The sequence below is a fragment of the Methylomonas sp. 2BW1-5-20 genome (assembly GCF_052474515.1).
In genome coordinates this window covers 2956090-2972549 of record NZ_CP184127.1, presented here as the reverse complement: position 1 = coordinate 2972549, position 16460 = coordinate 2956090, and the positions used below count along the sequence as shown (strand labels likewise).

Sequence of the window (16460 nt, the reverse complement as noted above, 5' to 3'; positions counted from 1 at the left end):
TGTGAAATTTTTCATATGACGCCGCCAGCGAACGCGGTGAAGTATGTCTGACGAAAAAACGTCGATTATCAAACTATAAGCGCTAATTCGGGAAAGTTTTGCCGTTTCCGGCACATCCGAACCCCGGCAGTCTTAATACTCGGTTTTGCCGGGACGGCGACTGTTTCGAGCGGCGCTTTTTAGCCATTTACTTTTTGGAGATCAACTATGTCAAAGCAAATAGTCCGAGCGGCTTTTATATCCGTGCTGATGGCGGTATTCGTGCCGAATGCCTTCGCTACCTTAATCAATTTCGACGACGTGGCCAACGGCACCGTTATCAATAACCACTATGCCGGTGTGACGTTCTCGAACCCCTTGGGGCCGGCCGACATCTACGCCAGAAGCAGCAGTGTTAACAACAGCGCATCGAATGTGGTGTCGGTATTTCAAACCGGTATCCCGGCATTCGACGCCAGATTCGGTGCGGTCGAAGTGTTATTTTCGCAGGCACAGAAATTTGTCAGCATCGACGCAGCCATCCTTCGAGCACCGGAAGGACTCGGCAACCCGGCAAATTATCCGAAGCTGGAGATCTACGACTCCGCGCTGCACTTTTTGACGGCTGTGGCTTGGAATTTCAATCTCACACCGCAACCTGGCGTCGGCGGTCTCTCGGCTTTCCAAACCTTGAGCTTCGATGCGGGTTCCAACAATATCGGCAAAGTGCGTTTCTTATCCGGCCAGCCTAACGGTGGCCCGTCCAATTTCGGTTATTTCGATAATCTCAATTACACCGTGGTGCCCGTGCCTGCCGCCATCTGGCTGTTCGGCACCGCGCTGAGTGGATTTGGATTGTTTGGCCGCAACAAACGCCGATTGGCGGCCTAAGCCGGTTGCTCGGGAAGGAATAAGTCCGAGGGCTGAGCTTTATGTCAACGCTCACTCCCTCGGACAATTTACAATAGCGGCTGAATTGTTGGGTTTTTGTTGGGGGCATCCAACGGGTTAAGACTTTTGCCGCAACCCGATAGAATGTTCAGGCGATACTCAAAACCGGCTTTATGCTTCCGCGGGAGCGCTCAAGCCCTTGATAATATCCAGCACCGCTTGCGCATGGCCTTCATGGTTAACGCCGTACAGCGCTTCAACCAGCTTGCCGTCTTTATCGATAATGAACGTCGAGCGGACGATTTTCCATTTTTTCACGCCGTCTTTTTCCACTTCCTGCCACACGCCGTAGGCATCGCAGAGGCCGCCGGAGGTGTCGGCCAGGAGTTGCACATTCAGGCCGTATTTGGCGATGAAGTCTTTATGGCTTTGGCAATCGTCCTTGCTGACGCCAATGATGACGGTGTCCTGGGCGTCGAATTCAGCGGCCAGCGCGGTAAAGTCGTTGGCTTCTATGGTGCAGCCGGGGGTGTCGTCTTTCGGATAGAAGTACAGTACGACGTTTTTTTCGCCCTTGTAATCGGATAGATAAATCAATTTGTTGTCTTGATTGGCGGATCTGAAAAAGGGCGCTTCCTGGTTTTTTTCTAATAATTGCGACATGCGATTCTCCTCTTGATTTCGGCCGGATAAGCTCCGGTGCTTGGGCTGCCGGCGGCGTTTGGCGGCGCCGGGTTTTCACGACGGTGAGTCGTTGAAACTGAAAGGCTTCTTGCATAAAGCCCGAATGCGGCGATTATGTACCAACTGTTTCGTTGGCTTCTACCACAAAAGCGGTGGGACAAAGGTAAAGGGGATGTAAGCCAGGATGGAGCGGAAGGATAAATTGCTGTAAGCATTCAGCACGAAGCTCAAGAATTCCTCTCCAGAGGAAGAAGGCAGGGTGAGGGGGCAAAACAAGGCGTTGCGCCGAATAATGACGAATTGTTAAGCGGTTCGTGGTTAACTAGGCTCACCACGAACGGCTAGACTAAATAGCATTGGGCGCCAGGCTCAAGCCCATTGCTCCTCGATTTGACCGTCATGTCCGCAAAATACCGCGCGGGTCAGGCCGCAAAAAATGCCGTGTTCGACGATGCCCGGCACCGCGTTCAAGCGTTCGTTCAAGGTTTTGCCGTCGATATTGGCTTCGAACACGACGTCCAGCACCAAGCTGCCGTGCGAAGTTACCGATAGGCCGTCTTGATTCGGCGTTTGCCGCAAAGTACCGTGGCCGCCGATGGCCGCGACACTGCGTTGCACCAGCTTCCAGGCAAACGGCGTCACTTCTATTGGGATAGGAAAATTCTCGCCGATGCGTTTCACGCGTTTGCTGTTGTCGATCAGGACTAAAAACGAGTCCGCTGCTTTGGCCAGCAATTTCTCGCGGACCAGATCGTAACCGCGGCCTTTCAGTAAAGTCAGATCCTGCGCGACTTCGTCGGCGCCGTCCACGTAAAGGTCCAGGCCGTCGATGTGGTCGATGGCGATCATAGGCAACCCCAGTTGTTGGGCCTTGATGGTACTGACCACCGAGCTGGCTACCGCTTTGAATTTCAAGCCTTCCTGTTGATGGCGGCGGGCCAGTTCCTCAATGAAAAAATTAGCAGTGGAGCCGGTTCCCAAACCGACGATCATGCCGTTTTGTACCTGTTGGACGGCATGTTGGGCAACGAGTTGTTTGTCGTTCATGATCCGATCCTGCTGAGTTGTAAAGAAATCTGTATTGTTGCCGGGGCGAATTTAATCGTTCCCTACATTCTGAATGTCTATTCGTAATTGTTCAGCGAACCGCAAAACTTTACAAATTGCCTCTCTCCCGCTGGAGAGGGGCTGTTGCGCTTCGCGCTGGATAATTAGGCCTACTCTTCCAGTTTGAGTACCCGCGCTTCCAGTGCCTTAAACTTTTGCATCAATTCCGGCAATTTGGCCAGTGCCGCCAACTCTTTCCAGGCCACTTTGCGATCCTTGGCCGGGCTGCCGAATACTTGCGCGCCGGGATCGATGTCGCCGGAGATGCCGCTGCGCGCCATCACCACCGCCCGCGCACCGATCTTCACGTGGTCAGCCACGCCAGTGCTGCCGGCCAGAATCGCGCCGTCTTCGATGGTGCAGGAGCCGGAGATACCGGACTGGCCGCAGATAATCACGTTGCGGCCGACGATGTTGTTATGACCCAGTTGCACCAGATTGTCGATCTTGCTGCCGGCGCCAATGCGGGTCGCGCCCAGCGCGCCGCGGTCGATACAGGTGTTGGCGCCGATCTCGACGTTATCGTCGATTTCGACGTGGCCGACATGCGGCACCTTGACGTGCTGATTGTCTCGAAATTTATAACCAAAGCCGTCGGCACCGATTACCGCGCCGGCATGGATAATCACATTGTTGCCGATGATGCTGTGGTCGTAGATCACTGCGTTGGGGTGGATATGGCAGTGCTTGCCGATGGCGACATGGTTGCCGATCCGGGCGCCGGCTTCTATCGTGCTGCTGTCGCCGATGCTGCTGTCATTACCAATCGTGGCGAATGGGCCGACATGCACGTCAAAACCCAATGTCGATGTTTCAGCCAATACCGCGTGTTCGGACACCTGTCGTTTAAATACCGGTTCCGGATGTAACAATTTCACTGCGTTTAAAAAGCTGATTTCCGGATCCTTGCAGATCAGTAGCGTCAGGTTTTCCGGAATCTCGCCGTCCACCAGTTGTTCGGCGATAAAGCAGGCCGAGGCCTTGGAGTCTTTCAAATATTTTTTGTATTTACCGTCGCTAAGCACGGTGACTTGATGAGGATGGGCGGACATGATGTCGGCCGCGGAATTAATAAACAGGGTTGCGTCGCCGCCTTGGGTGGTGGCGTCGCAGCGCTGGGCAAGTTCCGTAATGAGCATGTACTATCCTATTTCCAAATGCCAATAATATGAGTGAAGTCGTCGGTCCAGGGTTGCAGACCGAACGTCAGCGGCAGTTTCTGCCAGTGCCCGAGCCGGCTTTGTTGCAGGCGTTGCAAGCGCTCGGGCTGTTTCGCTATCACCACCCAGTCGGTGGCAATGACTAGAGGGACATCGGTTTCCGGTTTAAATTCCTGCAGCAAGGCCGTCAGATGCAATTGGTTGACATGGTCGGCCATGACTTTTTTCAAAGCCAGATGGCGGTTGGTGATATGAAAGGCCAGCAAGCCGTTGTCTTTCAACTTGTTGAAGTATAGCTGCAATGCCTCGCGCGTGAGCAAATGCGTAGGCACCGCGTCCGAACTGAAGGCGTCCATGATCAATAAATCGAAGCTGGCGTCGGCCTCCTTCAGTAGCGATTGCCTGGCATCACCGACGATCATTTCCGCCTGCTTGTTGCAGCGGCTCAGGTAGGTAAACCAGGCCGGATTTTGCGCTACTTCCACCACCAGCGGGTCGATTTCGTAGAATTTCCACAACTGGCCGTCCTTGGTGTAGCAGGCCAGCGCGCCGGCACCTAAGCCCACCGCGCCGATGTGCCAGTGCTGGTTTTCACCGTCAAATTCGGCAAACAGCTGGCCGATAGGGCCGGGCCGGCTGTAATAGGTCAAGGGCGTGGTGACGTTGGCGGCGGTCAGGCGTTGCGCGCCGTGCTTGGTGGTACCGTGATACAACTCGCGGACTGTTTCCGGCCGTTGGTTTTCGTCGGGGATGACGGTGTTGCGCACCGACATTACGCCGAAGAATGTGCGTTTCTGGTAAATGGTATTGGAGGCCATGCTGTGCAGGCCCAAAGTGAACAACAAAATCACCCCGGTCAACACGCCCAAACCGATGGGGCTGTGCCGCAGTGAATAACTCAAGCCGGCCAGCAGAATCAGCGCGCCGCCGATCAAGTCCAGGTAGTCGAACAACTGCTCGGTAGTGAAATAAATCGTCAAGCCGACGATCAGTACCAACACCGGGAAAATCGGCTGCAAAAACCATTTTCCCTTGAACAAGCCCGGGCGCAGCAGCAGGGCGGCAACGATCATGATCGGGTATTCGTATACCGCATTGAAGATAAACGGCGCGACGAAGGTATTGAACAAACCGCCCAGCATGCCGGCAAACGACATCACCAGATAAAAGCGGGTCAGATATTGCGGATGCGGACGGCTTTTGGCCAATTCGCCGTGGCAAACCATCACCGCCAGGAAGAAGGCCAGCAAGTGCAGAATCAAATCCAACCAGTAAGGCAATGTGGCAGGGTTGATGAAGGAATAAGCGATAAATACCGTCAATACCGCCGGTTGCGCAGCCAACATCCACGGACGGATGCGGTCGGCCCAGGTACTGAACACCAGAATGAAAGTCAGCAAGTACAGGGTTAGCGGTACGATCCACAGCAAGGGTACGGCGGCGATGTCGGTGCTGATGAACTGCGTCAAGCCCAGCAATAAACTGGACGGTACGAAAGCCAGCGCCAGCCAGCGCAATTGCTCTAGTGTTGATGGCGGTTCGATGCCGGCGTCAGTTAAAACGTCCTCGTCTTCCTTATCGGCTTGGCTGCGCCAGAAGCTGATCGCGCACACTAAAATCAACGCGCACAAGCCGATATAACCGCCGCTCCAAATCAGTCTCTGATTGGCCAAGCCTAGATTCGGTTCGATCAGAAACGGATAGCTCAACAAAGCCAGCAAACTGCCGGCGTTGCTGGCGGCGTATAGATAATAAGGATCGTCACTGCTGTGGTGACCGCTATGCGAAAACCATTTTTGCAGCAGTGGCGCGGTAGTGGAGACCACGAAGAACGGCAGACCGATAGCCAGGAACAAGGTCCACACCAGCCATAAAGTCGGGTCACCGTCGGTGGGTGGCGCGGAATCCGGCGGCAACGCTACCGGCAACGCAATCACGCTGAAAACCAGCAAAGCGGTATGAATCTGAATCTGCCGTTGACTGCCCAGCCGCGAACTCAGCCAATGCGCATACAAGTAGCCCAGAAACAGCAGCGTTTGGTAAAACACCATGCAGGTGTTCCACACCGCCGGCGTGCCGCCCAACAGCGGCAGCAACAGCTTGCCGAACATCGGTTGCAGCACGAACATCAGCGTGGCGCTGATAAACAGGGTGGCGGCGAATAAAATAACGGGAGAAATCAAAGCTTTGGCGGTGGGTTGCGGAGTGTTATTCATTGTAATTATGCGAGTTCCGTACGTGTCCTGGCCCAATGATAAAGCATTTGGCTTTTAAAGTGGTTTTGGATGAAGCTAAGAGAGCTAGCTACTTGGACATCAACACCTTTACTGAGACCGTATTGGAATGACGTTGTTATCAGCGATTAGTTGTTCTTCACGGTAATTGCTTGATAGACTCGTGCGCCACCTGTGACAGTAGTTATGAAAAAATATATCTTTCCAATAAATGTTTACTAATACCTCATACGACGATGTCGCAAATCAGCTTTCAATGGTCACTACGTGGCTATCGTCTCTAGGCATATCACATAAGCGAACCCGACTCGGTGACTATGAGCGCGCACTGAGTATCCTCAAGGAATCTGATAACCGCGAGTCGATACTCATGGGACGGTTACCGGCGATCACAAACGCGATCTATGAAGCATTTGAGTTGATTGATATTTACAGCTCTTTATCAGGTAAATACGATCGACAGGTTTCCGGTCATCTTCATTCCATTGTTGCTGGCCCTAGCTCATACTCCGATGAACGCTCAAGTTCATCGTCAAACAGAGCTCGGAATGAAGGATTTGAACTTGCTGTCATGGGGTACCTTGCTCAAGCCAATATCCCTCTACAATTCGAATCTTCAGCAGACGTTACTTGCAATTTTGGCAATCGAACTCTGTTGTTTGAATGCAAGCGACCTCAATCTCCAGGAGCTGTGGACCGTCGAATAAAGGAAGCGGTTGATCAACTGAAGAAACACATCAACAACGCGAAGAAAGTAAAGCGTCGAGGACTTGTTGCAGTTGATATAACTAAGGTGTTGAACCCTACCTTTCAGATTTTCATTACGTCAACCGAAAAAAGCATCAGCGACTCGATGGAGGCTCGGGTCGATCAGTTCATAGCCGAGCACGAACATTCATGGATAAATCCCCGATGTAATCAGACGATTGGTGTTCTTATTCGGCTTTGCCAGATGAACATTGTCGAGTATTCAGGGCAGTCGAAGTTATTCCATGGGCGACAATTAGCAATTAAACCGTTCAATGGAGCGGGTTTTCTCAACCACAACCTATTAAGTGAGCTCACACAAAGCCTAGCGACGAGAAAAAGTCAGTAGGATGCGGTAAACAAAGTGCACCGCATCAATTGCGATTAGTGCGGTTAATAAACTCACCACGCCTTACGTACTATTGAACCAACAGTACTTGCCTAAACCTGATGAATCCAGTCAATATCAAAGCTATTAAAAAAATCACCCTGAAAAAATGTCTACCAACACCGTCCAAACCATCGCCCAACAAAGTCGCGCCGCGTCGCGCCAATTAGCATCGGCCTCCGAATCGACCCGCAATCTGGCTTTGGCGAAAATGGCCGAGGCGCTGGAGTCGGTCAAGCAGCAAGTGTTGGACGTCAACGCCCAGGAAATCGTCAAAGCCCGCGACGAAGGGCAATCGGACGCGATGGTGAAGCGGCTGACGATAGACGACAAAACCTTTAATTACATGTTGTCCCGCCTGAAAAAGGTGGCGCAGTTGCCGGACCCGTTGAACCGGATATTGACCGGCCATACCAATCCGGCCGGGCTGCGGGTTTACAAAAAATCGGTGCCGCTCGGCGTGATCGGTATCATTTACGAGTCGCGCCCCAACGTCACCAGCGATGCCGCCGGGGTGTGCATCAAAAGCGGTAACGCGGTGATCTTGCGCGGCGGTTCGGAAGCGCTGCAAACCAATGCCATACTCACCGACGCGATGATTGCCGGCGCCGTCGCAGCCGGTCTGCCAGAACATGCGATACAGATTATTCGTACCCCCGGCCACGAAGCGGTCGGCGAGCTGTTGAAAATGGACGAATACATCGATGTGTTGATTCCGCGCGGCGGTAAAGGCTTGATCAAGCGTATCGCTGAAGGCACGCGGATTCCGGTCATCAAGCATTACGACGGTATTTGCCACCTGTATCTCGCTGCCGATGCCGATGCCGATCCGGAGCAGGCGGTCGCGCTGGCGGTCAATTCCAAATGCCAAAGCGTGCAGGTCTGTAACGCGCTGGAAACCCTGCTGGTGGACAGCGCATGCGCCGGACAGCTATTGCCGCTGCTGCAAACGGCATTTGCCGAAAACCATATCGAACTGCGCGGCTGCGAACAAACACAAAAGCTGTTGCCCGGTGTAACTCCTGCGACCGAAGAAGACTGGCATACCGAATACTTGGCGCCTATCCTGTCGGTGAAGATCGTGGATGGCATTCAACAAGCCATAGACCATATCAACCGCTACGGTTCCGGCCACACCGACGGCATCGTCACGCAAAGCCTGAGTATGGCCCGGCAGTTTGAAGAACAGGTGGATTCGGCGTCGGTGATGATTAACGCCTCGACCAGATTGTCGGGCGGCGGCGATTACGGCTTGGGCTCGGTGGTTGGTATCAGCACCGACAAACTCCACGTGCGCGGCCCGGTCGGGCCGGACGAATTAACAACGTACAAGTGGGTGGCGTATGGAGACGGGCATTTGCGGACTTAGAAACCGGTCGTAAAGCGCTGGGCCGATCAACGGTTTCTGTTATTAATATTGTGTTGATACTCAAGAGACTCGGTTAAATTGTAGCCATTATCGTTAAATAGCGCGCCGGTAAAAAACAGGCGCATGTCTATAATCCAGCCAATTTGTTTTTGCTTATTGTTTTCGACAATAATCGTAGAAAGCTTCTGATTATTATCGATAACCTGGGTCACAACCGTTTTCGGGTTGTTAAAGTCTTCTTTTAATGCGCCGGATACTATGCGTTGCGCGGACTCTAAAGTCAGCACTTGAGTGGAATTAGGCGTTGCCGTGTTTTTGTTATTTATAAGCGATTGCGCTTTAAAATAACCAATATCGTAGGCAAACTTAAATATCAGGCTAATTATAATGGCTACGCCCCAAACAGAGAGGCCGATTTTTAATCGCTTTCTGACGCGAGGGTTTGATAGTTTTTGTAGAAAAACTCGGAATTTCATTTTAGTTTGATGCGGTGGCGTTATTTGCCATTCGTTATTTAATATTAAGGTTCGCAGGGTTCGCAGTGGGGCACGAAACACTAGCCGGCACAAGTAACGCCCTCCATGCCTGAAGAGGCTTGAAACGCAGGTATTTAGCGCGTTGCCGCCCATTATCACATTGTAACAACATGTAATCTTTACGTAAGGCTAATTCGTGGCAGGTGTAAGGTTCAGACTACGTCGTCAAATGGTACGACTAGGTTTTGCTGACCGCTCCGTGGTTAATCGTTTATTTCGGCAATTGTATGAATCCATGTTGGTCGAGCGGAAAGAACGGATTGAAGCAAACCTCCCAGAGAAATCCGTCGGGGTCGGCGAAATAGCCTCTGAAGCCGCCCCAAGCGGCTTTTTCGCCGGAACGAACCAGCTTGCCGCCGGCCGACACCGCTTCCAACAAGGTTGTGTCGACCTCCATTTCGGAAGCTACGTTGTGGGCGAGAGAAAATCCGGGAAAGCCGGATCCCTCGGACGATAGGTTCGCATCGTCCGCCAGCGATTCCCGGCCAAACAAGGCAAAGCCTATGGTCCCGACTTGAAAAAATGCTACTTGCTCCTGGCTGCCGGACGATTCTTGCCACCCGAGCGCTTGGTAGAAACGACGGCTCCGGTCCAGGTCGGCTACGCCCAGGGTGACAAAACTGATGGTCTGTTTCATGACATTCCTTGTTACGTTAAAAGAGCCGTATTGACGGCCCATGTATTGCCGATTAGCGAAGAGAGTCGGCAATGCCGGTAAGCTTAACCAATTGGCAGCACTCTGCCAATAACCGGCCGATCCGGTTTTAACGTTATGCTGAACGCTTCTTTGGCGCTAATGTCGGTTTCGAAGCTAAATTCCCTGACAAAACTGGCGATGATCAGCAACATTTCCAGTTCGGCGAAATGCTTGCCTATGCAATTGTGCAAGCCGCCGCCGAACGGGAAAAAAGCGTATTTGTGCCGTTCCGCCGCCGCGGTGTCCAGGAATCTATCCGGGTTAAACTCTTCGGGCTTATCCCAAAGCCGGGGGCTGTGGTGTGTGGTATACATGCTCAGCAAGACCGTAGTGCCCTTGGCGAAGCTGTAGTCGCCGAGTTCGATATCCTGAACGGTTTGCGTGGACAACGCCGACGTGGGCGGGTAGAGGCGCAAGGTTTCGTTTAGCGCGGCTTTGGTATAACGCAGTTGACTTAGGTGAGCCGAATTTAGCGGCTCGTTTGGCAAGGCGCGGATTTCGGCGGCGATCTTGTTACGCACCTGCTCATGCTTGCCGGTTAGGTAAAAAAACCATAACAGCGTATTGATCGTGGTTTCCTGGCCGGCAAAGAACAGATTGACGGTTTCGTCCTGCAACAGTTCGGCCGGCATCGTGTATCCGGTAGTCCTGTCGCCGGACTGAATCAGTTGCGATATCAGGTCCGGTCCGGGGTTTTCCCCTTTCTCCGCGATTGCCTCGCGGAGAAAGGCTTTCAGATAATCGACTGCGGCATGGTAGCGCTTGGATTTTAACGGGATGAAGCGTTTCACGCGGTTGCCAAAAATAATTTCGCTGCCCAATTGCACCGGTAATTCCTGACAGATTATTTCGATAACTTTGATCAGCTCCGCGCTATTGCTAAGGCTATCCACCGGTTTACCGAGCAGGATGCGGATAAAAATCCGCTGAATCAGATTCTTCATCGCCGTGGTTAAATCGATAGGGCTATTGGCTGCCATTTTCAACTTGTCTGCCGCGGCGGCGGCTTCCTCGGTCATGATCAGCTCATAGCTTTTAACGGCTTCTTTCGTAAACAAGGGCTGCATCAAACGGCGTTGTTTACTCCATACGCCGTTTTCGCTGTTGACCAGGCCGTTACCGAACAGCACTCGCTTGGCGTCGTAAAGAAAGTCCCTGTTCAGCAAACCTTTGCCCTCCAGATTAAAGATTTGTTCGATGTATTCGGGGGCGCAGACGTATAGTATTTTTCTGCCAAAAAGCCGTCCGAGCACCAGTTCGCCGTATTTGTTGTGGATCCAGGCCAGGGTTGTCAGCGGTCGCCAGATCAACTGCAGCATCGGCATAATCACGGAATGTTCCGGTAACGACGGTTTTTTCATTGGGTTTTGCGGCGTCAAGTTGTCCATTGGTTTGTATTTCAAGCGTGCTGTTATCGGCTTTGTTACATAAGTTGATGCAATCCGCAACGCTCTCGGTGAAATGGTGCCAGCGCGGCTGGCCGGCGGAATTTAATTGATGGGGTTGGAGACCAAATCGCGATGATGTTCCCGCTACCTGCTATTTTTGCCTTCATGGGTATTTCGAGGATGCTATGACGGTGAATTTTCTAATTAATAGGCAGACTAATGATAGCCTGTTGCTAAAGTCCATGAGCCGCGGACTAACCCTTTGCCGACAAGCCTGCCATGAATGAAATTCTGCGCTTTTTTTCCGACAATAATTTAATGCCGCATGGCTATTGCCTGAGCTGGTCGCCCGGGCTGTTGTGGACCTTTGTGCTGAGCGACGGTCTGATTTTTGCGATGTATTTTTTGTTGCCGATTGCCCTAGGTTATTTTGCGCTGAAACGGTTGGACTTTCCCTATATCCGGGTACTTTGGTTGTTTGCGCTGTTTATCCTGGTCTGCGGGGCCACGCATCTAATGGACGTGGTTGTGCTTTGGGTGCCCTGGTACGGGTTGGATGCAGTGTTGAAAGCGCTGACCGCCGTCGTGTCGGTGATTACGGTGGCGGTGCTATTGCCGTTGATTCCGAAGGCGTTGCAATTACCCAGCCCCTCGCAGTTACGCGAGGTCAACGCACGTTTACAATTGGAAATTGCCGAACGCGAACGGGTTGAGCTGGCGCTAACAGCCGCGAATGAATTGCTGGAGCAGGGCTTGGTCGCCGAACGTACGCAGTCGGCCGCCGTGTTGAATACTTCGGATGACGCGATAGTCGGTAAAAACCTGGATGGAATCGTCACTAGCTGGAATGCCGCGGCCGAACGAATATTCGGTTATAGCGCCGCCGAAATCGTGGGGCAACCGATTACGCTGCTTTTCCCGCCGGAGTTGCTGGCAACCGAGCAAGAACTGTTGACGCGCGTGGCGCACGGGGAGCTGATTTCCAATTACGAAACCCAGCGTATACGTAAGGATGGCCGCCGGATCGAGGTGCTCACGACGATTTCGGCGATCAAGGACAGGGACGGTACAGTGATCGGTGCGTCGAAAATAGTGCGCGATGTTACCGAACACAAACGGATCGAGGCCGCTTTGCTGACGAGCGAGGCTAATTTCCGTAAATTGTTCGATATCGCGCCGGTGCCGATGGCACTGGTTGCCGCCGATGGCGGTATGCTGGCCATGAATCAAGCTATATTGCGGACGTTCGGCTATTCCTTGACGGAAATTCCGACCATTGAGGACTGGTGGCAATATGCCTATCCCGACCCCGGTTACCGGCGATCGGTCATCGAAAAATGGCAAGCCTTACAGTTGCGCGCGGCCGAAGAAAATGCGCCTATCGATTCGCTGGAATATCAAGTGACCTGTAAAAATGGCGAGGTGCGCACGGCGATCATTTCCGGTATCACTATGGGTGATAATTTGTTGGCAACCCTGGTAGACATCACCGAACGCAAGCGAGTGGAGGACGAGTTGCGTAAGCTTTCGCTGGTGGTCGAACAAAGCCCGGAAAGCATCGTCATTACGGATTTGGAGGCGCACATCGAGTATGTCAACGAAGCCGTCATCCAAACTACCGGCTATGCGCGCTCGGAGTTGATGGGGCGAAAAGTCAATCTGCTGAAGTCGGGTAAGACCAAGCCCGAATGTTTCGTCGCGCTTTGGGACAATTTGACTAATGGCCGGTCCTGGCATGGCGAATTTATCAACAAACGCAAGGATGGTAGCGAGTTTGTGGAATCGGCGATTATTTCGCCGATCCGGCAGGAAGACGGCCGGATTAGTCATTACATGGCCATCAAGGACGATATTACCGATAAAAAAGCGATGCAGGAAGAATTGGAGCATTACCGCGAAAAATTGGAAGAGTTGGTTGTCGAGCGCACCGAACAACTGGCGGACGCGATGAAGGCGGCGGAAGTGGCGAATGTCTCCAAAAGCGCGTTTTTGGCGAATATGAGCCATGAGATCCGCACGCCGATGAATGCGATCATTGGTTTGACCCACCTGTTGCAAAATACCGCACTGGAGGCCAAACAGCGCGAGCAATTGAGCAAGATCGGCACTGCCGCGCAACATCTGCTCGGTATCATCAACGACATCTTGGATTTTTCCAAGATCGAGGCCGGCAAGCTGGTTCTGGATATTTGCGATTTCGATCTCGATCAGGTTTTTAAAAGTTTGAACGACCTGATTTGCGATCGTGCCGCCGAAAAAGGGCTGGAAGTGATAGATCGTATCGATCCGGCCCTGCCGCTGGTCTTGCGTGGCGATCCGATGCGGTTGGAGCAGATCCTGATCAATTTCGCCAGCAATGCGGTGAAGTTTACCGATGCCGGCCACATTGTGTTTAGAGCCCGTTTAGTCGATAAAAATACCAGCGGTATTATTGCAAGATTTGAGATCAGCGATACCGGCATTGGTATGAATAAGGAGCAATGCGGTCGTTTATTTCAGGCATTCGAGCAGGCCGATTCTTCCACCTCGCGCCGCTTTGGCGGCACCGGCCTGGGCTTGGCGATTTGTAAGCGTTTGATCGACATGATGGATGGCATAGTGGGAGTGGAAAGCGAACTCGGCCGCGGAAGTACGTTCTGGATGGAGTTGCCTTTCCAGTATGCGTTGAATCCCAAGCCGGCCATGCCCGCGGTTATTCGTGAAGGCCTGAACGTGTTGGTGGTCGACGACGTGGCCGAGGCACGGGATGCAATCGCGCAGATGTTGACGGGTTTCCAGGCTAAAGTTAGCACGGCCGACTCCGGCGCGGCTGCGATAAAAAGCGTTAGCGCTGCAATCGATGCGGGCGTGTCGTTCGATCTGATATTAATGGATTGGATGATGCCGGATATGAATGGTCTGCAAACCGCTCGCCGAATCATCGAACTGATGGGTGCCTGTTCGCCGAAAATAATGCTGGTCACTGCCTACAGTTACGACGGTAATATCGAGGAATTGCGAAGCGCCGGTATTGTCGGGCATATTGCCAAACCGCTGACGCTGTCTACTTTGCACGATGGTATCGCTGCGGTGCAAACGGGCTGGCTGCGCCAGGCCAGAACCGTCTCCAAACATCCGGATATATCGACGCTGCAAGGACGTCGCGTGCTATTGGCGGAAGATAATCCGATCAATCAGGAAGTGGCGCTGGAACTGTTGCAGGAAGCCGGGTTGCTGGTCGATTTGGCCGTCAACGGCCGGATCGCTTGCGAGATGGCCGCCAATAATGCCTACGACCTGATATTGATGGACGTACAGATGCCGGAAATGGATGGCATTGCCGCCAGTCTTGCCATCAGGCAACTTCCCGGACGGGAAAAAACGCCGATACTGGCGATGACGGCCAACGCATTTGAAGAGGACAGACAAGCCTGTTTGGCGGCGGGGATGAACGACCATATACCCAAGCCGGTCAATCCCAATGTACTTTTTAGCGCGATGTTGCGCTGGATAGCGATGCCGACGGCGCACGATATTGCCCGGCCAAAGGTTGTAGAGACGGCGTCCCCTAAGGATAGCGCCGAGGCCTTGCGTGCCCGTCTGGCGGGGATCTCCGGGCTGGATCTGGCGGCCGGGCTAGATAACGTTCAAAATAAACTGCCGTTTTATCTGCGCCAATTGCGGCACTTTACCGAACGTCATGCCGACGAAGCGGTGAATATCCAACACTTGTTGGCGGCAGGCGATTTGCAGGCGGCGCAGATCGCCGCGCATTCCCTGAAGGGAGCCTCGGCTACTCTGGGCGTGACGCAAATTAGTCAGGTCGCGGCGGCTATAGAATTGCCGCTAAAGCAAAAAACCGCGAACACGGCCGAGCAACTGGCCGTTCCGCTACAGCAGTTAGCCGAGCAACTGGCGCGTTTTATCGCCGAGGTGCAAGCCGTAGTGCCGGCGTCTAGTCCGAACTTGGAGTTTGGCTTGTCCCCGTACTCCGCTGAGCACCTGCGCGCGGTAATCGACACATTGAGCAACTTGCTGGCGGAAGGTAATATTCAGTCCCAGGTATACCTGCACGACCATCGGGCGGAGCTTTACCAGGCCTTGGGCCGCGAAGTGGCCGAGGTGTTGAGCCGAGATGTCGAGGTGTTTGCGTTCGATAAAGCGCTGGAGGCGTTACGATGCAGTCGTGATTAGGCGGCCAGTCGCAGGCGGCGTTTACCCGTTTTTACAATTCCTTTGCCCAGATTTACCGGTGTGTCGGCGATAATGGCTTCGTCGACCATACCTCTGACCTTTGCCGGAGCCGCAAAACCATGCCCAGTTGCTTTACGTTCTCTCGTTTGCTGATTTGTTGTTGGGTATTGCTATGCTTCCCGGCATGTTCCTCGCGGCCGACCTTGCCCAGTCAGGAGGAGCAACAGGAAAAACTGGCGGAAGCGCTGAGCAACGGCGGCTATAAAACGGCGCGCAGTTTTGCAATCGACAGCAACCGCGATATCTGGACCTATCAGCAAACCGAGCTGGAAGTGGAAATTATCGCGCCTACCGCGCCGGGTAATTATCCCTTGATTATATATCTGCCCAGTTTGGGCGAAAACGCCGGCGGGGGCCGGCTATGGCGGGAGACTTGGGCCAAGGCGGGTTATGTGGTGTTTAGTATGCAGCCGGTAGAGATCAGTTTGGCGCTCAAAGCCTTGGAAGCGGAGCGCAAATTCGACGATCCGCATGAATTGCCGAATGACGAAAACATGGATATGGCGGACGAGAATATGGAGCCGCGTCCGGAAGAAGAGCGCGGCGGCTGGTTCACCGAGAAGCGGAAGCGACCTTCGCGGACCGCCCGCGAAAGCGAATTGCGTTTTGTCGGGCATCAGTACTTTGCCCCAGAAAATCTCAAAACCCGGCTGGAACAGCTGTATTGGACTTATCGCCAATTAAAAACCCGTAACGATTTGCGGCAACCCTTGTATGCCGCCGCCGATTTGTCCAAAGTGATTTTGGCCGGCTATGATTTAGGGGCGCAAACGGTGACTGCGGCCTTGGGCGAGAATTTCGGCACCGGATTGCCGCACAGCGACGAGCTTAAACCGGCTGCGGCGATTGTGTTGAGTCCATCGCTGGATTTGGCGGAAGGCAATGTGCGTACGCGGTTTCAGAAATTGGATTTACCGTTGTTGGCGATTACCGGCAGCGAGGATAACGATCCGTACGCGATTAGCTCGGCTTCGGTCAGAGTTGCGTTATGGGAGCAAGCGCCTGGCCGGTAAATATTTATTGTTAATGCGCGGTGCCGGACACCGT

At 53.1% G+C, this 16460-nt stretch carries 12 protein-coding genes; 5 read left to right on the top strand and 7 right to left on the bottom strand.

The features are described from left to right. Positions 1-207: 207 nt before the first annotated feature. Positions 208-870 carry a hypothetical protein gene (locus ACH50O_RS13570; RefSeq protein ID WP_446808323.1) on the top strand — a complete coding sequence of 221 codons (663 nt, stop codon included), beginning with the start codon at positions 208-210 and terminating at the stop codon, positions 868-870. Between the two features lie 171 nt (positions 871-1041). Here ACH50O_RS13570 and ACH50O_RS13565 read toward each other — a convergent pair whose 3' ends face one another. The 4 genes from ACH50O_RS13565 to ACH50O_RS13550 all read right to left on the bottom strand — a co-directional run bounded on the left by ACH50O_RS13565 (position 1042) and on the right by ACH50O_RS13550 (position 6037). Then, positions 1042-1533, bottom strand: coding sequence for a peroxiredoxin (locus ACH50O_RS13565; RefSeq protein ID WP_446808322.1), 492 nt, complete (start codon positions 1531-1533; stop codon positions 1042-1044). 390 nt (positions 1534-1923) lie between these two features. Then, positions 1924-2601, bottom strand: coding sequence for a ribose-5-phosphate isomerase RpiA (gene rpiA / locus ACH50O_RS13560; protein WP_446808321.1), 678 nt, complete (start codon positions 2599-2601; stop codon positions 1924-1926). 170 nt (positions 2602-2771) lie between these two features. Further along, positions 2772-3800: a UDP-3-O-(3-hydroxymyristoyl)glucosamine N-acyltransferase gene (gene lpxD, locus ACH50O_RS13555; protein ID WP_446808320.1), complete on the bottom strand. Its 1029-nt coding sequence runs from the start codon at positions 3798-3800 to the stop codon at positions 2772-2774. Positions 3801-3808: 8 nt separating this feature from the next. Next, complete coding sequence (locus ACH50O_RS13550) at positions 3809-6037, bottom strand: fused MFS/spermidine synthase (protein WP_446808319.1); 2229 nt, start codon at positions 6035-6037, stop codon at positions 3809-3811. A gap of 388 nt (positions 6038-6425) precedes the next feature. Between ACH50O_RS13550 and ACH50O_RS13545 the strand changes: the two genes are divergently transcribed. Next, on the top strand, positions 6426-7151 hold the full coding sequence (locus ACH50O_RS13545; protein WP_446808318.1) for a hypothetical protein: 726 nt from the start codon (positions 6426-6428) through the stop codon (positions 7149-7151). 148 nt (positions 7152-7299) lie between these two features. After that, positions 7300-8559: a glutamate-5-semialdehyde dehydrogenase gene (locus tag ACH50O_RS13540; protein WP_446808317.1), complete on the top strand. Its 1260-nt coding sequence runs from the start codon at positions 7300-7302 to the stop codon at positions 8557-8559. 26 nt (positions 8560-8585) lie between these two features. Here ACH50O_RS13540 and ACH50O_RS13535 read toward each other — a convergent pair whose 3' ends face one another. From ACH50O_RS13535 to ACH50O_RS13525, 3 genes are all read right to left on the bottom strand, one after another. Further along, the gene (locus ACH50O_RS13535) at positions 8586-9035 is read right to left on the bottom strand and encodes a hypothetical protein (RefSeq protein ID WP_446808316.1); all 450 of its coding nucleotides are present in this window, start codon (positions 9033-9035) and stop codon (positions 8586-8588) included. 271 nt (positions 9036-9306) lie between these two features. Then, the gene (locus tag ACH50O_RS13530) at positions 9307-9732 is read right to left on the bottom strand and encodes a VOC family protein (RefSeq protein WP_446808315.1); all 426 of its coding nucleotides are present in this window, start codon (positions 9730-9732) and stop codon (positions 9307-9309) included. A gap of 83 nt (positions 9733-9815) precedes the next feature. After that, complete coding sequence (locus ACH50O_RS13525) at positions 9816-11153, bottom strand: cytochrome P450 (RefSeq protein ID WP_446808314.1); 1338 nt, start codon at positions 11151-11153, stop codon at positions 9816-9818. Positions 11154-11459: 306 nt separating this feature from the next. Between ACH50O_RS13525 and ACH50O_RS13520 the strand changes: the two genes are divergently transcribed. Both ACH50O_RS13520 and ACH50O_RS13515 read left to right on the top strand, forming a co-directional pair. After that, the gene (locus tag ACH50O_RS13520; protein ID WP_446808313.1) at positions 11460-15353 is read left to right on the top strand and encodes a PAS domain S-box protein; all 3894 of its coding nucleotides are present in this window, start codon (positions 11460-11462) and stop codon (positions 15351-15353) included. Between the two features lie 119 nt (positions 15354-15472). Continuing rightward, the gene (locus ACH50O_RS13515; RefSeq protein WP_446808312.1) at positions 15473-16426 is read left to right on the top strand and encodes a hypothetical protein; all 954 of its coding nucleotides are present in this window, start codon (positions 15473-15475) and stop codon (positions 16424-16426) included. The last annotated feature ends 34 nt before the right edge of the window (positions 16427-16460 follow it).

Bases quoted from the DNA above. Each gene is read 5' to 3' on its own strand.
- ACH50O_RS13570 (WP_446808323.1), top strand. From the start codon at position 208: ATGTCAAAGCAAATAGTCCGAGCGGCTTTTATATCCGTGCTGATGGCG.
- ACH50O_RS13565 (WP_446808322.1), bottom strand. From the start codon at position 1,533: ATGTCGCAATTATTAGAAAAAAACCAGGAAGCGCCCTTTTTCAGATCC.
- rpiA (WP_446808321.1), bottom strand. From the start codon at position 2,601: ATGAACGACAAACAACTCGTTGCCCAACATGCCGTCCAACAGGTACAA.
- lpxD (WP_446808320.1), bottom strand. From the start codon at position 3,800: ATGCTCATTACGGAACTTGCCCAGCGCTGCGACGCCACCACCCAAGGC.
- ACH50O_RS13550 (WP_446808319.1), bottom strand. From the start codon at position 6,037: ATGAATAACACTCCGCAACCCACCGCCAAAGCTTTGATTTCTCCCGTT.
- ACH50O_RS13545 (WP_446808318.1), top strand. From the start codon at position 6,426: ATGGGACGGTTACCGGCGATCACAAACGCGATCTATGAAGCATTTGAG.
- ACH50O_RS13540 (WP_446808317.1), top strand. From the start codon at position 7,300: ATGTCTACCAACACCGTCCAAACCATCGCCCAACAAAGTCGCGCCGCG.
- ACH50O_RS13535 (WP_446808316.1), bottom strand. From the start codon at position 9,035: ATGAAATTCCGAGTTTTTCTACAAAAACTATCAAACCCTCGCGTCAGA.
- ACH50O_RS13530 (WP_446808315.1), bottom strand. From the start codon at position 9,732: ATGAAACAGACCATCAGTTTTGTCACCCTGGGCGTAGCCGACCTGGAC.
- ACH50O_RS13525 (WP_446808314.1), bottom strand. From the start codon at position 11,153: ATGAAAAAACCGTCGTTACCGGAACATTCCGTGATTATGCCGATGCTG.
- ACH50O_RS13520 (WP_446808313.1), top strand. From the start codon at position 11,460: ATGAATGAAATTCTGCGCTTTTTTTCCGACAATAATTTAATGCCGCAT.
- ACH50O_RS13515 (WP_446808312.1), top strand. From the start codon at position 15,473: ATGCCCAGTTGCTTTACGTTCTCTCGTTTGCTGATTTGTTGTTGGGTA.